This window comes from Halomonas sp. FeN2 (genome assembly GCF_020595105.1).
Classification (GTDB): domain Bacteria; phylum Pseudomonadota; class Gammaproteobacteria; order Pseudomonadales; family Halomonadaceae; genus Vreelandella; species Vreelandella neptunia.
Genome location: NZ_CP074200.1, coordinates 3,693,794 through 3,708,628 on the forward strand (window position 1 = coordinate 3,693,794; position 14,835 = coordinate 3,708,628).

At 53.3% G+C, this 14,835-nt stretch carries 11 protein-coding genes; 1 reads left to right on the forward strand and 10 read right to left on the reverse strand.

The window, feature by feature from the left end; all coding sequences use genetic code 11:
- Positions 1-96: 96 nt before the first annotated feature.
- The 9 genes from KF947_RS16950 to KF947_RS16990 all read right to left on the reverse strand — a co-directional run bounded on the left by KF947_RS16950 (position 97) and on the right by KF947_RS16990 (position 10,912).
- A complete protein-coding gene (locus tag KF947_RS16950) occupies positions 97-1,758 on the reverse strand; it encodes a methyl-accepting chemotaxis protein (protein WP_227404586.1) in 1,662 nt (553 codons plus the stop codon).
- Between the two features lie 229 nt (positions 1,759-1,987).
- The gene (locus tag KF947_RS16955; RefSeq protein WP_223287826.1) at positions 1,988-2,482 is read right to left on the reverse strand and encodes a GNAT family N-acetyltransferase; all 495 of its coding nucleotides are present in this window, start codon (positions 2,480-2,482) and stop codon (positions 1,988-1,990) included.
- 23 nt (positions 2,483-2,505) lie between these two features.
- Positions 2,506-3,498: an LLM class flavin-dependent oxidoreductase gene (locus KF947_RS16960; RefSeq protein WP_227404587.1), complete on the reverse strand. Its 993-nt coding sequence runs from the start codon at positions 3,496-3,498 to the stop codon at positions 2,506-2,508.
- A 138-nt stretch (positions 3,499-3,636) separates the two neighbouring features.
- Positions 3,637-4,323 carry an SDR family oxidoreductase gene (locus tag KF947_RS16965; RefSeq protein WP_133731320.1) on the reverse strand — a complete coding sequence of 229 codons (687 nt, stop codon included), beginning with the start codon at positions 4,321-4,323 and terminating at the stop codon, positions 3,637-3,639.
- A gap of 131 nt (positions 4,324-4,454) precedes the next feature.
- Entirely contained in the window at positions 4,455-5,732 is a 1,278-nt protein-coding gene (locus KF947_RS16970) for a nitrate regulatory protein (RefSeq protein ID WP_227404588.1), read from the reverse strand.
- A gap of 354 nt (positions 5,733-6,086) precedes the next feature.
- Positions 6,087-7,439, reverse strand: a complete 1,353-nt coding sequence (locus tag KF947_RS16975; protein ID WP_223287823.1) for a NarK family nitrate/nitrite MFS transporter — start codon at positions 7,437-7,439, stop codon at positions 6,087-6,089.
- A gap of 342 nt (positions 7,440-7,781) precedes the next feature.
- Positions 7,782-8,801, reverse strand: a complete 1,020-nt coding sequence (locus KF947_RS16980; protein WP_227404589.1) for a patatin-like phospholipase family protein — start codon at positions 8,799-8,801, stop codon at positions 7,782-7,784.
- A 102-nt stretch (positions 8,802-8,903) separates the two neighbouring features.
- Positions 8,904-10,022, reverse strand: a complete 1,119-nt coding sequence (locus KF947_RS16985) for a CZB domain-containing protein (protein WP_166650357.1) — start codon at positions 10,020-10,022, stop codon at positions 8,904-8,906.
- A gap of 167 nt (positions 10,023-10,189) precedes the next feature.
- Positions 10,190-10,912, reverse strand: coding sequence for a murein L,D-transpeptidase catalytic domain family protein (locus tag KF947_RS16990; RefSeq protein ID WP_133731315.1), 723 nt, complete (start codon positions 10,910-10,912; stop codon positions 10,190-10,192).
- A gap of 106 nt (positions 10,913-11,018) precedes the next feature.
- On the opposite strand from KF947_RS16990, the gene KF947_RS16995 reads away from it, so the two are divergent.
- On the forward strand, positions 11,019-12,653 hold the full coding sequence (locus KF947_RS16995) for a L,D-transpeptidase family protein (RefSeq protein WP_227404590.1): 1,635 nt from the start codon (positions 11,019-11,021) through the stop codon (positions 12,651-12,653).
- Positions 12,654-12,995: 342 nt separating this feature from the next.
- Here the strand turns inward: KF947_RS16995 and KF947_RS17000 are convergent, their stop codons facing one another.
- The gene (locus KF947_RS17000) at positions 12,996-14,708 is read right to left on the reverse strand and encodes a peptidoglycan DD-metalloendopeptidase family protein (protein ID WP_227404591.1); all 1,713 of its coding nucleotides are present in this window, start codon (positions 14,706-14,708) and stop codon (positions 12,996-12,998) included.
- Between the last annotated feature and the right edge of the window lie 127 nt (positions 14,709-14,835).

Consider the following 14,835-nt stretch of genomic DNA (forward strand, 5'->3'; position numbering starts at 1 on the left):
CTGGAGGCTTTTGCATTTAACTGATTGTGAATTTTTATTAACTTAAGCGGTGCTTCAATGAGAAAAGGGCCAGCATTGCTGGCCCAAATGGAGGAACTAAAACTCTTCCCAATCTGGCGTGGCACTAGGCAACTTTTTAGATGGATAAGAGTGAGCTGCTGCAAAGGCATGCTGTGAAGTAGTCACGGTGGGGATCGTACCCTTATTAGCTGCTCGCTTCAGTTTGAAGGTCGTGACTAACTCGGCCAAACGAGTAGCTTCATCCTGGAGTGAGGCTGACGCGGTGCTGGTTTCTTCAACCAGCGATACATTTTCCTGGGTCGCGGAGTCCATCTGGGATACCGCGGTGCTGACTTGGCTAATGCCCGACTCCTGCTCCTTTGCAGCTAGAGCAAGCTCTTGCATCATTTCCGTCACTTTGCGAATAGCTTCGTTGATATCTGCCATATCATGGCCATTTTTCGCTGCTTGCTCTGCGCCGACGACAATTCGCTGTGAGATATCTTCAATCATAGTGCGTATCTCTTTTGACGAGGTGGAGGTCTTTGTTGCTAATGAGCGCACTTCACTGGCGACCACCGCAAACCCCCTGCCATGTTCACCTGCACGAGCAGCTTCTACCGAGGCATTCAGTGCCAAAATATTGGTTTGAAAGGCGATAGAGTCAATCACCTGAACAATGTCATGGACTTTGTGCGAGGTTTCTTCTAATTCCCGCATCAGTAGGCTGGTGCGTTCAGATGCCTGCTTACCACTATTCGCCTGTTGCGCGGCGTCCTGGGTCAATTGCTGTGCTTGACTGGCAGTGTCAGCGTTCTGCCGCACAATTGATGAAATTTCATCCATACTTGCGGCGGTTTGCTGCAAAGCTGCGGCTTGTTGCTCTGTGCGTGAGGCGAGGTCTTGGCTGCCGCTAGCAATTTGCTTCGAGCTAGAGGCGACGGCCTCGCTACTTTGATTAAGCGTACCGATCATCTCTTCCAGGCGCTCCTGCATATCTTCCATGGCACTATAAAGACGGCCAATCTCGTTACGCCCTAGGACGTCGATATGACTTGTCAAATCTCCCTTTGCAATGTTTTCGCATATTCTGACGGCCCGCTGGAGAGGGTTAATAACAAGCCGATTAATTACTATTTGCACAACAACGTAGAGCACAATCGCGGTTAAGATGAGAACGCCTACGGTAATGCCAAAAATGACGCTTTCGCGCTGTGCTTCAGAGTGAACTTGGTTACCTCTACTCAGTGCATAATCATTAAAATGACTGATCGCAGTGCTAAAGCTGGAGAACTTCTGATTAATGGGGTCACGGTATTCATCCAGTGCCTCATAACGCTCATTGGCTAAATCACTTCGTAAGGTGTCAGTGACAATAAGGTTGTAACTATCGACAATTTCATCGATTAGTGGGCGACGATCAGAATCACTTGGGAGCTCAAGGCGAGTAAGTTCTGCGATACGTTGGTCGGAGTTCTCCAAACCCACCAGTGCTTCTCCTAGCGCACGCTCAGCATAGTTTTCGTTGCCATTGCGGTAGTGCTGTGACATACGCTCTAGCCTTACCCGTACTTCCATTAGGTTTGTTTCTGCACGGTTAGCAGCACTCGCTTGTTGAGCGCTGATCTCATTGATTTCTGCCAGCAGCTTTGCAGCTTCGCGTTCCGCCATGGCGCCCATGCCACCCAAAAGGATAAGCATGGCTAAAAGCACAATCAGTGCCCCAGCAATCACTCTCTTAACGGATATGTTTCGCATTGATACTTCTCCTAATACTCCCCGCACCTGAATTGGTGCTTAGGGGAGTTTTAAAAGGTATCAATTGACCGTTAACAACAGCGGCTTGATTAACTTATCTTTAGTTTGTGATATTAAAAAATGCTCAATCACGATAAAGTCGTATAGTTAAATGTTTTTTTTAACTTGCTGTGGAATATCTTTGATAAACAGTTCTTTGGTAAAGATCTGTTTGGTAAGTGTATTGCCGCTAAAGCGCCTTATACATCACATAGGTGTCAACAAAGCCATGGCGCGCATGGCGGTAAGCGTTAGGCACGGTACCCACAATGCTAAAGCCAAGCTTTTGCCATAAGGCGACGGCCACTTCATTGGTGGCCACTACGGCGTTGTACTGCATGGCTAAAAACCCAAGTTCACGGGCCTGCTGCTGGGAGTGCTCACACATGGCACGCGCTACGCCTTTGCCCCGTGCGGCGGGGGTCACCATATAACCACAGTTACATATATGATCGCCGGGGCCAGCCGCGTTAGCTTTTAGGTAGTAAGCGCCCAGCAGTTGGCCATTTTCATCTTTGGCAACCACACTGGCGTTTGGCGTTTTACACCATAGATCGCGGGCGGCTTCAAAGCTGATATCCGGAGCAAACGCATAGGTCTCTTGTGCTGCAACAATGGCCTGGAACGTAGGCCAGAAAGCAGCAAAATCGTCATCCGTTACTGGGGAAAACGTGAGTGTGGTCATAACTATCCTGTGCAGCTAAGCGCTTATCGGGCGACCTCAGCCACAATCTCGTAGCTGCGTAGACGGTCGGCGTGGTTGTAAAAATCGCTATTAATCATCAGTTCATCGGCACCCGTGCGTGCCTGGAACTCCTCAAGCTCTGCTTTAACTGTCTCTGGCCCGCCAATGATGGCTGCGCCTAAAAATTGGCTGACTTGGGCCTGTTCCATCGGCGACCAATCGAGCTGCTCAACCGGCGGCTGTGACTGAGTCGGCTTGCCGCGAATAAGGTTTAAAAACTTCTGCTGCGCTGTTGTGGCCAGGTAATGGGCCATCGCGTCGTTCTCGGCGGCCATCACGGGTAGTCCGACCATGGCGTGGGGCTTGTCGAGGTGTTCCGAGGGGCGGAAATTGTCACGGTATAAGCGCAGGGCCTCGAATAAATAGCCCGGTGCAAACTGCGCGGCAAACGCAAACGGCAAGCCCAGTTTAGCCGCCAGCTGCGCGCTGTAGCCGCTGGAACCCAGCAACCAAATAGGCACATGGGTACCTTGGCCAGGCACCGCTTTTACGCGCTGTTGGGGCTCTGCATCGGCTAAGTAGCTGCGCAGCTCATTCAGCAGCTGTGGAAAATCATCGACCCCTGCGTGGGCGTTGCGGCGCATGGCCTGCATGGTGGCACCGTCTGAGCCAGGCGCACGGCCTAAGCCCAGATCAATACGACCAGGATAGAGCGTTTCCAGGGTGCCGAACTGCTCAGCAATCACTAGCGGCGGGTGGTTAGGCAGCATAATCCCACCGCTGCCCACGCGGATGGTGGATGTTTGCCCCGCTATGTGGCCAATCAGAACAGCGGTGGCTGCACTGGCAATGCCGGCAATATTGTGGTGTTCGGCGAGCCAGTAACGGGTATAGCCTAGCCGCTCGGTTAATTGCGCCAAGGCGACACTATCCCGGAAGGTCTCTGCGGCACTGCCGCCCTGGCGAATAGGTGCCAGATCGAGGACGGAAAGTGCCGTGGAAGCTAGTTGGCTCATGGGTCACCTGCAAATTAATTCGTGGGCGCGTAGCGTGAAAAATTACTTAGCGCGCTTGGTAATTACACGTTATGCGGCCAGTGCAGATGAATTGCAAGGTGTTGCCTGCTTAGGTGTACATTGGAGTAGTGCTAATCCTCACTCAAGCGGCGGTGTGGGGCGAATAAGGATTTCATTGACGTCTACATGGGCAGGCTGAGCAAGCGCATACACCACTGCATTGGCGATGTCGCGATCTTCGAGGGCATGGGCCGGCGGTTCATCAAAAAAGGGGGTGTCGACCATCCCTGGTTCAATCAGCGTCACGCGCATGCCAGTGCCACGGAGTTCTTCACGAAGGTTATAGCCGATGCCCGTTACCGCCCATTTGGTCGCGCTATACATAGAGCCTGGGATGGTCGTGCGGCCTGCCGCTGAGCCGGTGAGCAATACATGGCCTTTGCTGCGTTTAAGGGCGGGCAAACAAGCTTGAATAGTGAGGCCCACCCCATAGATATTGGTGAGAATCATCTCACGCCATGCTTCGTGGTCGGCTTCACTAAAGCCGCCGGGCGAGCCACCACGACCAGCGTTGGCAAAAATGCCATCCAGACGGCCAAAGGTTTCCAGTGCTTGCTCAACCATGGCCTGCTGCTGTTCCATATTGGTCACGTCCAGCCCGCAGGTCAGCACGTTTTCCGGCCCTAGCTCTTGCGCCAGTGCGGTGAGCTTGTCGCTAGAACGTGCAGCGAGTACTAACTTATAGCCTTCACGCGCGGCTGCACGGGCGGTGGCTGCGCCAATACCGCTAGATGCGCCGGTGATTAATAGCACGCGGTGTTGCATGGGGGTGCGCTCCTTGCTTGGTCAGTCAAGTGAGCTTTTAGCATGGCTAAGGTGACAGCATACTGCAAATATAGGCTTAACCAGCTTGATACTGTGCTGCTAACTGACGGCTAACGGGAACCCCATCTACTTTACGCTTTAGCATCTTTACGTTTTAGCATTGCGGAGAGATCGAGAATAGCTTGGGCCATATCCGCCATGCTTTTGCTTTGATCCATCGAGGTTTTACGCAGAAAGCGGTAGGCCTCCTCTTCGCTCATTTCCTGATGAGCCATGATCAGGCCCTTGGCGCGTTCAATCAGTTTGCGTTCTCTTAGCGCTTTGCGGGTATTTTCGAGTTCATCGCTAAGCCCCTGTAAGCGACTGGCCTGTGCCTGGGTGAGCTCAATCAGAGAGCGACCTAATGGTGAGGTTAAGGCGTTGGCGGTCAAATCACCTAACGGTTGCCCATCATTAAGCGCCAGCAGCTGTTCGCACGGAGCCGGTGCATACGTATAAGGCTGCGTTTTAGCTTTCTCTAAAGCATCCTCGGCTTGAGCAATTTTGCGGTGGCAAAGCACGCTCAGCTGTGAGATTAGCGCATCTTCCACCATTTTCATTGAGTCGATACGCAGAGTCGTCAATTCGTACCAGGTTTCACCCAGCTTATCAGGTGTCTCTTTGGGCGGGGATTGCGTTGCCGACGAGCGCTGGCAGGCGATATCACGCAGGTGGCAAATACCTGAGAGCGTGCGCGTTGACAGCTCTTTTTGCCATGCCTGCTGCGCTTCGGGGGTCGCAAACTCTACAAAAGTGTCAAAGCAGCGCTGTTGATCCGTCATTAGCTGGTTTAGCAAGGCGCGGTGGGGCTCGTCGAAGTGACCATGGGTGAAGCCAAAGGCGCCGCAGGCGCGCTCCTGACCCGCCAACTCTTTGCCCTGCATCAAGTGGAAAATGGCTACTAGCGTACGGGTGATGTCGGGATCGATAGAGGTGTCAGCGGCCTCAAATACAATGGATAGCAGTCCGCTGGTCAGCTGGTTAAAGGCCTGAGTCGCCGCATCGGGCGTGATTGCAAAGGTGTCAATGGCTTGGCGAAGGGCGCCAAGTTCGTCAAGCGCATACCAAACGGCGGCGATCCGGCGCAGTAAGCGCGCGGCGGCCTGGGGACGGGCCTCCTCGCTGAGCGCTTCCAGCCGTTGGCGCATTAATGTTTCGGCTTGCTGGCTGTGCTGCCGGTAGGTATCGCGGCGGGTTTTGAAACGTTGCCCCTGGGAAACCAGGTAAATCGTCGATGCGCCCCGTTCACGCTGGAGCATATGAATAAAGCGACTGATGTCGCCAACAATATCGACGGTGGTGGCAAGGTGAGTAAGGTTGTCGATATCGCAACGAATGGCGGTTAAGAGCAGTTGCTGCGCTGAAGACATAGAAAGTTCCTTAGTGGCTTGCCACCTAAATGAGGCTCTTCGTCATTCGGTATGGAATTATTTCTGTCAGCCTGACAGCTGACCTGTGGGAGGTAGCTTTAGCTCGCGACCGTTTAGGCTGCCAGCCTGACAACACCGGGGTACCTTCGGTACCCTTCGCCGAAGTGTCGGACCACCGCTGGAAGCGGCCTCCCACAACAGACAGTTGGCTTGGTGGTTTCTGTCTGAACCGTGAAGCACAAAATGTGCCGGTTACTATTAAATCCACATTAGATGACGAATAACCCTAAATGAATACACTCCCATACTGCTAAGTAGCTGGATGGGAGTGTACGCGAGTGTACTGGAAAGCGTTTAACGTAACGACAGAGCGCCCGCGCCTACATCATCACCTACTGCGTCGCTATACGCTTTAGCCTCTTCTGCTTCGGTAGCATCGCTAAAGCGTACCAGCAACACACATGAAGCCAGGATCAGTACCGTAAGGCCTAAATAGAACAGACCTTGCTGATAGGTCAGGCTTTCGCTGCGGAACAGAAAGGCTGCGCCTACAGCGCCCACGTTACCGCCAGCGCCAACAATCCCTGCGACAGCTCCCAAAGCTTTTTTGTTAATAAAGGGGACAACACCGTAGGTAGCGCCTTCAGCCATCTGCACAAATAGACTGAACACTAGCATGATGCCAATTGCGAGGCTCAAGACGTGCATCTGCGAGAACGCCACCAGCGCAATACCTTCGCAAACCAAGGCAATAAACAGCCAGCGAACGCGACCTTTTAGCCCCCCTTGCTTAGCGAAAAGATCCGAGAAGACGCCGCCAAGAGTACGCGCAAAAATGTTCATTAACCCGAACAAACCAGCGATCAGACCCGCTGTGGCCAGGGTAAGGTCAAATTTATCGAAGAAGTAGATGGCGGCGATATTGTTGATCGTCAGTTCCACGCCAAAGCAGAGACCATAGACAACGAACAGCGCCCAAACACGAATATCCTTGGCGGCGGCTAGAAAGCTTTGCGCGGCACCATTTTCGCCTGAAGCTTCAGGCAGTTCACCCCGTGCACGTAGATCGCTGAAATTACCGTTGGGCGCATCCTGGGTGAAGAACCAGTAGCCAATGCCGGTGAAGAACATCACTACGCCAGGCACCATCATCGCCAAGCGCCAGCCAAAGGCTTCATTAACGCCCAGCATCAGCATGCCAGAGAAGATCAGGGGCATCAGAATTTGCGTCGTGCCGCCACCCAAGTTGCCCCAACCCGCGCTAGTTGCATTGGCGGTGCCGACCACATTGGGGGCGAACATCATCGACGTGTGGTACTGGGTAATCACGAAGGAGGCGCCAATAGCTCCAATGGCCAGGCGCGCCAATAGAAAGGTTTCAAAACTGTCGGCCAAGCCAATGCCCATCACCGGGATAGCGCCCAGCAGCAGTAGCCCGGTATAGGTTTTACGCGGACCGATACGGTCACATAGCACGCCAATCGCTAGGCGCACAATCACCGTGATCGCCACCGAAGCAATAATCGTATTGCCGATTTGTGTTTGGGTTAGTGAAAGATCTTCACGAACGATCGCCATGAGGGGGGCGATGCCGAACCAGCCGAAGAAACAGATATGAAACGCGAACCATGAGAAGTGGAAAGCTCGCATCTGAGGGGTAGAGAAGTTAAATAACCGAATGCGGTTGGCTTTATTGCGTATGTCCATGGGATGGCCTCACGGGGCATAAAACGAGTTGATCGCTACGCAACGCAAACGAGTTAGCGCGTTACGCAAACAATTGACGAGAACATGCCTTCATCGTTGAAGGTCAGGTTCGACGCACTCGTACCCAGCTGGGCCTGGTCCACGCCTACCACCACTGGTAGGAGTTATGCAGGTAGTTTGCCAATTGAATATTTATTTCTAAAAATCAGCATCTTAATTTATTTTTGTTGTGAGTTTTAGCGACAAGTGATCAAGGCTATGCTGCATGATTGGGCATGCAGCGACTGTTTTGCGGCATCTTGGTGCTAGAGGGGTGTGATGCGTGAGCCGATCATGTAGCTATTATTCATGTAAATAGACGGCATCAATATCAAGGGTGGAGTGGTTACCGATGGCCTCAAAGTGCTCGCTTAGCCAGCGTTCAGCGGCGGCTTGGCCCTGTTCAAATAGATGGCATAGAAAAGGCCACTCGGAATTGGATTTACTCGAGACAGAGAGCCCCTCAAGCGCCTGCTCGCCGCTGATGCGGTGGAACAACGCCTGTTGGTAGCAGTTTTCGATGCCTTGTTCATCGAGGGCGTGCTTTAGCAGGGCTATCATGCGGATCTCTTTAATCAGTGCTGAATTAAAGGTTATCTCGTTGAGGCGGTTCATAATGGCCGAGGCTGAAGTGGGGACTTCGTTACGGCTGATCGGGTTGATTTGTATCAGCAGAATATCCCTTGCGCTGCACTCCTCCATGAGTGGGAATAGCGCCGGATTACCCATGTAGCCACCATCCCAATACGCTTCGCCGTCGATCTCCACCGCTTGAAACATAAAGGGCAAGCAAGCGGAGGCCATTACCGCTTCAACGCTCATCTCTTCACGGCGGAACACCCGCTGTTTCCCCGTGCGTACGTTAGTCGCCGCCACAAACAGCTTAAGTTGTTGGCATTGTCTCACTCGCTCAAAATCAATGTGATCGGCCACGATATCGCGCAGCGGATTTATGTTGAGCGGGTTGAGTTGATAGGGGGAGGCCACCCGGCTTAACAGATCCATCGCAATAAAACCGGGCGAGTGATCCAGGCTCCAGTTGCCGGTTAATATATCCATGGGGGAACGGCGGATAGGGCTGGCCATACCCGCACGACTTACCGCTTGCCAAAATTCGTGCAGTGCTTGCCGTGCGGTCTCTTTATCGCCTCTTGTTAGTGCATCGGCCATTACTACGCCGTTCATCGCACCGGCGCTGGTACCACTGATACCCTCAATTTCAATTCGGTCATCTGCCAGCAGGCAGTCAATGACACCCCAGGTATAAGCCCCGTGGGCGCCGCCGCCTTGTAACGCGAGGTCTAGCTTTTTGACCTTTGCCATATGCTTTTCCCATTGCAGCTGGTGAGGAAATCGGTTCCAGTGACACCAGCATGGCATAGGCGGCGAGATAAGACGAAAGGCTATTTAGCGCACTGGGTTTATTTAAGGCGCACCCGCGAGCGGTGAGTGATGGTTGGTTGAGTATGGCGCCTCAAATATGGCGTGCTCCATGAGGTTGTCCAACTGCAGGGCGAGCTGCTGGCTGGCTTCTTCCATTACACCTAAGGCAGCCAGTTGGCCATTGCGGTCGCCCAAGCGGGCAAACTTCAGTGCTTCGGCACCGCTTTCGTGCATGCGGCGATGGGGTGCGGCCAGCGCTCGATAAGCATCGGTGCGAGCATAGCGTTGGTGGCCTTCACCGTGTTGATGCCAACGGCCCAAACGGCATTGGTGATGATCTTCTAGCAGGGTGTCTGTATTAGCAGACAGTAGCTGCTTATAAAGTCGGCATTTCCACACCGCATGATCAAGCTTAGCCGAGTGTAAAAAAGCAGCGGTGGCGCTGTGATGAATGACCTTATGCATATGCTGAGCCTGGTCAGCAAGCTGGCCCACTGTCTGTTTAGCTGTTTGTGCCGAGTGGGCAATCTCATCGTCGGCCAAACGCTTTTTCAATACGGCTTGGGAGTGCTCTCTTACCTGGCTATTAATTTGCTCCATCAGAAGACTGAGCTGGTGGCTCAATTGGTGCATATTAAGTGCTAAGCGGTGAACGTCGTCAGCAATGGCTGCCAACCCTGGCGCTTCCTGGGCAGCGGCGTCAGCGCTACCCAGTAGACCTTGGCTATGGGCCGTTTCAAGCGCCGTGCTAACTGCTAACGCTTGGGCGTGGCCCGCATTACGTGCGAGGGCAACCTGCAATTGGCTTAGGGTATGTAAGGTTTTGGCTAGCACTAACGGGGGCAATGCTTCGGCATGCGTAGTGTCGAGGCAGCGCTGATCAAGGGTATTAACTGCTAGTTCAGCAGCGGCGATTAAATTACTAGTCTCCGTCAGGGTCGCGCGCTCACCGGCAAGCTGGTCGGCGTATTCCTGAATGCCGCTGTTTAGCGCAGCCAGCATATCCGCGCCTCTCGCCTGAAGCATGCCAATGGATTGTGCTGGTTTCATCAGGCTTAACAGGCGGCAACTGGGGGTGGCAGCGTCAAGCTGAGTGCGTAACTCGGCAACTTCCTGCTCCAGGCGACGAATTTTTTGATACGGGTGAATAAAGGTGAACATGGCAGAGACACCTACGGCAGATAGCAATGCTTTGTGTTAATTTGTCACGAAGTATTGCAGAGGGTTCCCCTCTACGCTTGATCTAACGGCCGTAAATGATGAAATTGAGCTGTCAATTGCCTGCGAGACTGAGGTTGTTAACGCTCACCTTGACTAAAAGCCCCACATTAGCGCTGGGCAAGCTGTGCCGCGGCGGCCGTGCAGCCTAAAAATGCGGAAGTGGCCAGCCACTCGGCATCGGGATAATAAGCGAAAACGTACTGATCTTCTTTCAAGCTGTTTATTAGCGGGTACGTGACGTCTTCACGCACTGCTGGGCAGCCATGGCTGCGTCCGAGTCTTCCCGTTTGGGTGATAAAGGCATCGCTTACATAGTCAGCGCCGTGGATCACAATAGCGCGCTCAAACGCCAAGTCATTAACGTTAGGTTCAAGCCCCTCCAAGCGAAGCGAATAGCCGTTGCGGCCGTAATAGCTGTTCATGGTGCGAAATAGGCCGATGCTGGATTGGTGGCTGTCGGGGGTGTTGGAAAACGTCTCTGCTTGGGCGTCGCCGGAACCTTGGCCGTGGGAGACAAGCTCTTCGAAGAGTAACTTATGCTGGTGCAAATCAAATACCCACATGCGCGGCTCGGTAGACGGTAAGGAGTAATCGATCACCGCCAAGCGCTCGGCATTGGGTTCTGCGCAGTTAAGGGCTTGAGCGGCTAAACGCAGCGCATCGGGAGACGCCTGAGGGGCGAGCTGCTGCAGCTGATGGTGTAAAGGCAGTATGCCGCGGGGCGGCGTTGAATCAACTTGGGCAAAGAAACTGGCAGCGTGTAGCGGTAATGTAAATAATGTAAAAGGTAGAGAAAATAATAACGTGGCAACATTTAAACGCAGAGCCATAAAAGTCGATCCTTAAAGCAATATCAGTCATTATGAAGATTAGCCGACTAAGATAAAAAAACAGGGTCGGTGATGTGGAAGACTATAGTAACGCAAGGAGAGGGCGATGAACGAGATACAGCCACTAAGACAATGGGCGATAGGGGTCGCTCTATGTCTCACGCTTACCCACAGCCCTTTAGGCATTAGCCATGCGTATGCGGATTCAGCGCCATTGCAACAGGCGCTGAATCAACAAGTAAGCGCGGTGGAAGCGCACCCGTTACCCATTGCTGAATTTTACCAACTGCGCGACGGTCAGCCCGCTTGGCAGGCAGTCAGGGCGGTGGAATCACTGGTTGCCGCACTCAACAGCTTGGAAACCGACGGTTTAACGCCCGAGGATTACCATGCTGACAGGCTGCTTGATGAGTTTCAGCGCAGTCAGGCAAGCAGTGAATCCGCCCAGGCGGCGTTTGATATTAAAGCGACGCGGTCGCTACTGCTGGCGCTGGATCATCTAGAGCGCGGCAAGGTGAACCCGAGAGATGTTGAGCCCCAGTGGGATGCGCCACGCCCTGAACGTAGCTACTCTCTGATGCGCGTTGTGCATGCCGTCGATGATTATGCGCTTGATAACGCTATCGCGCTGGCCCGGCCTTCATCAGCGGCATATCAACAGTTGCGCGACGCTTTGAAGCAGCATTATCAGCTAGTTAACTTGGGGAGCGTGCCCTACCTGGACGCGCGGGATGAGTCGCTTCGGCCTGGGGATGAAGACGACGATGTGAGCGTGCTGCGTCAACGGTTAGCGCTGTGGGGTGAGGCTGATTTACAGGTAGCTGACAGCAGTGCTTATCCCATGATTGGGGTACAGGCGGCGTCTAATCGGCGCACCTTTGACGCACCGCTGGAAGCCGCTGTGAGACGTTTTCAGCGCCGTCATCTGCTGCAGGAGGATGGTGTGGTAGGCGAACAAACTCGCCTGGCGTTGAATACCTCGGTGGCGTCGCGAATCGATCAGCTGCGGGTCAATTTAGAACGCGCGCGGTGGATCCGCCCGATGCAGTCTTCCGAGCCACGGGTATGGGTTGATATTGCAGGCTACCGGATGCACTACGTGCGTCCTAACGGACAGCACTGGGATGCCCGTGTAGTGGTAGGAACGCCGCGTCGTGAGACGCCGATTATCCATTCCACGATCAGCCATTTAACCATTAATCCTTCCTGGACAATCCCACCGACGATTATGCGCGAGGATGTATTGCCCCAGGTGCGTGCCGATATCGACTACTTGGCGCGTAAAAATATCCAGGTGATTAGTCCCATGGGCGAACCGCTCGCTGCAGAGGAGATCGACTGGCAGCGCCCTGGCGGCGTTATGTTGCGCCAAGTGGCGGGTGCGGGTAATCCGCTAGGTCGCGTCGTGGTGCGGTTTCCCAACGATGACATGATCTATTTGCACGACACCCCTGCGCGTGGCTTGTTCCGGCGCGATCAGCGTGCACTCAGTTCAGGTTGTATTCGGGTTGAAGGTGTGGCTGAGCTGGCGCAAATGCTGCTGCAAGATACCGGCAGTCGTTACCAAATGAGTTCGCTGTTAAATGGGGGGAGTGATCGTAATGTGAACTTATCCCAGCGTATACCCATTGCACTGCATTATTTAACCGCGTGGCCGAATGCGGAAGGTGAAGTGGAGTTTAGGCCTGATATCTACCGCCGTGATGCAGCGCTACTGGCCGCACTGCAGCGGTCAGTTTAGATAGGTGAAAATATCGTAAGGGTTCTTCGTCATTCAGTGTGGAATTATTTCTGACAGCCTGACAGTTAACCTGTGGGAGGGTGCTTTAGCTCGCGACCGTTTAGGCTGCCAGCCTGACAACATCGGGGTACCTTCGGTACCCTTCGCCGAAGTGTCGGACTACCGCTGTAAGCGGCCTCCCACAACAGACAGTTGGCTTGGTGGTTTGTGTCTGAACCGTGAGAAATGTGCTGGTTAATACTAAATCCACTGTAGATGACGAATAACCATCGTAAGCCAATGCAAAACACCGCCTAGTGGCGGTGTTTTGCGTTTGAGTTTCCGGTGGCTATAAAGCGGTCGCTAGTCGTCGCTTTCCTGCTGATAATTAGCCACGCTAACCGGCCCTGTTTCGCCGCTTTCCAGTGTGGCTAATATTGGCGCTGCTTGGTTCTGGAACGCAATAAGCGTGTCGCCGCTCAAACTGGTGTTCTCGGGTAAGGGAACGGTCATCGCATTCACCGGCGAATTGTTAACGATGACTTCATAATGCAGATGTGGACCGGTGCTCCGGCCTGTGTTACCTGACAAGGCAATACGCTCTCCCATGGTCACGTGTTCACCTTGCTTCACCAGCGGGCGGGAGAGGTGCAGGTAGCGCGTCCGGTAGCCATTGTCATGACGGACGACAATATAGCGTCCTGCGGCGTGATGGTTGCTGACGCGCTCAACAACACCATTGGCGGGAGCCGTTACCGGCGTGCCAATGGGCATAGCAAAGTCGGTGCCGTTATGGGGGCTAATGCGGCCAGTCACCGGGTGCTTCCGGCGTGGATTGAAACCTGAGCTTAACCGATAGCTGCCTTCAAACGGGTGGCGGGCAAAGGCGGGATCCAAACTTCCGCCCTCAGGGGTATAGAAATTATCGTCGTTGGCATTGCGCACTACGGTTAAGTCCATGCGTTCGCCGTCGTATTGCACCGCGAGTACGCGAGAATCAAGCGTTTCCCCATCGATCATGTCTGATTCGACTAGAACCTGGAAGCGATCACCGCGGCGGCTGTCACGCCTAAAATCGAGTTTCTTTTCGAGCAGCTTTGTTAGTTCCGTTACCGAGCCGCTGTTCAAGCCTGTTGCCTGGGCGGAGCGTGCAAAACTACCGCTGACGCTACCTGCATAGAGACGCTGAACAGGTTCGCCCTGGCGCTCTATAGTGGTAATGGCAAAGTGGTCTGCATCTTTCTCCAACAAAATGCCATCGCGGGTGTTTTTCATCATCCGCAGCGATAGCAAGCGCCCATCTTCATCTAACTGGTAATCGAAACTATGCCCGGCGCGCCAATTAGTTAACATGCGCTGGTCGGGTAAATCTTCCAGTAGGGCCATCACTTCGCTGTAGCCAAGGCCTAGTTCATTCTGCGCCAGTACGGCAAACGTTTCGCCGGATTCGACAATATGTGTTTCCCATTCAGGTACAAACGGCTCTTCTGCCGCCAGCTCTAATTCCAGGAAAGAGATATCATCAAATAGCTCAACCCCGTAGTCCTCATAAGAAGTGGCATCGGCTATTTCCACGGAGGAGGAGTCATCTACATCCAGCATGCCACTGGATATCGTTCCCAGTACAATCGCCATATGCAGCGCGCCGTCATCAATACCGCTACTGGCTAGCGTTGTGGTGTTCAGTACTGCGGTATCGCTGCCCAAAACAGGTTGGTCTGCTATATCGACTTCCGCACTAGATATATCGGCTTCCGCACTAGAAATGACGTCAAGATCAACGATCTCGGTTGCGGTGAGTTCACTGAGGGGGATATTTTCGCGGGTAGCGTCGAGGGCACGTGAGGCGCGGTCGATCGCTTCTGCCACCGGAGTGCGTTCCTGACGCAGGGAAGGAACACCCGGAGTAGAGTCGCTTGGAAGCGGTACCAGCACGCTTTCAAGCGGTGTGTTTATTTGATTTAAATCTTGGTATGTCGTCAATAATTTTTGTGTGCCCAGCACTGTGACCATTGTGGCCACGGGTAACAGTAATAATTTATGCGTACGGGGCAGCGAATGGAGGATTCGCAACATGGGTAAATGGACCGCCGAGTTCGTGATTAAAAGTAACTATAAAGTGAATAAACCCGGAAACCATACCCCATGAAGGCAGGAGTGCATAGACTGTATATCTATACATAAAATGTAATTAAATACAAAA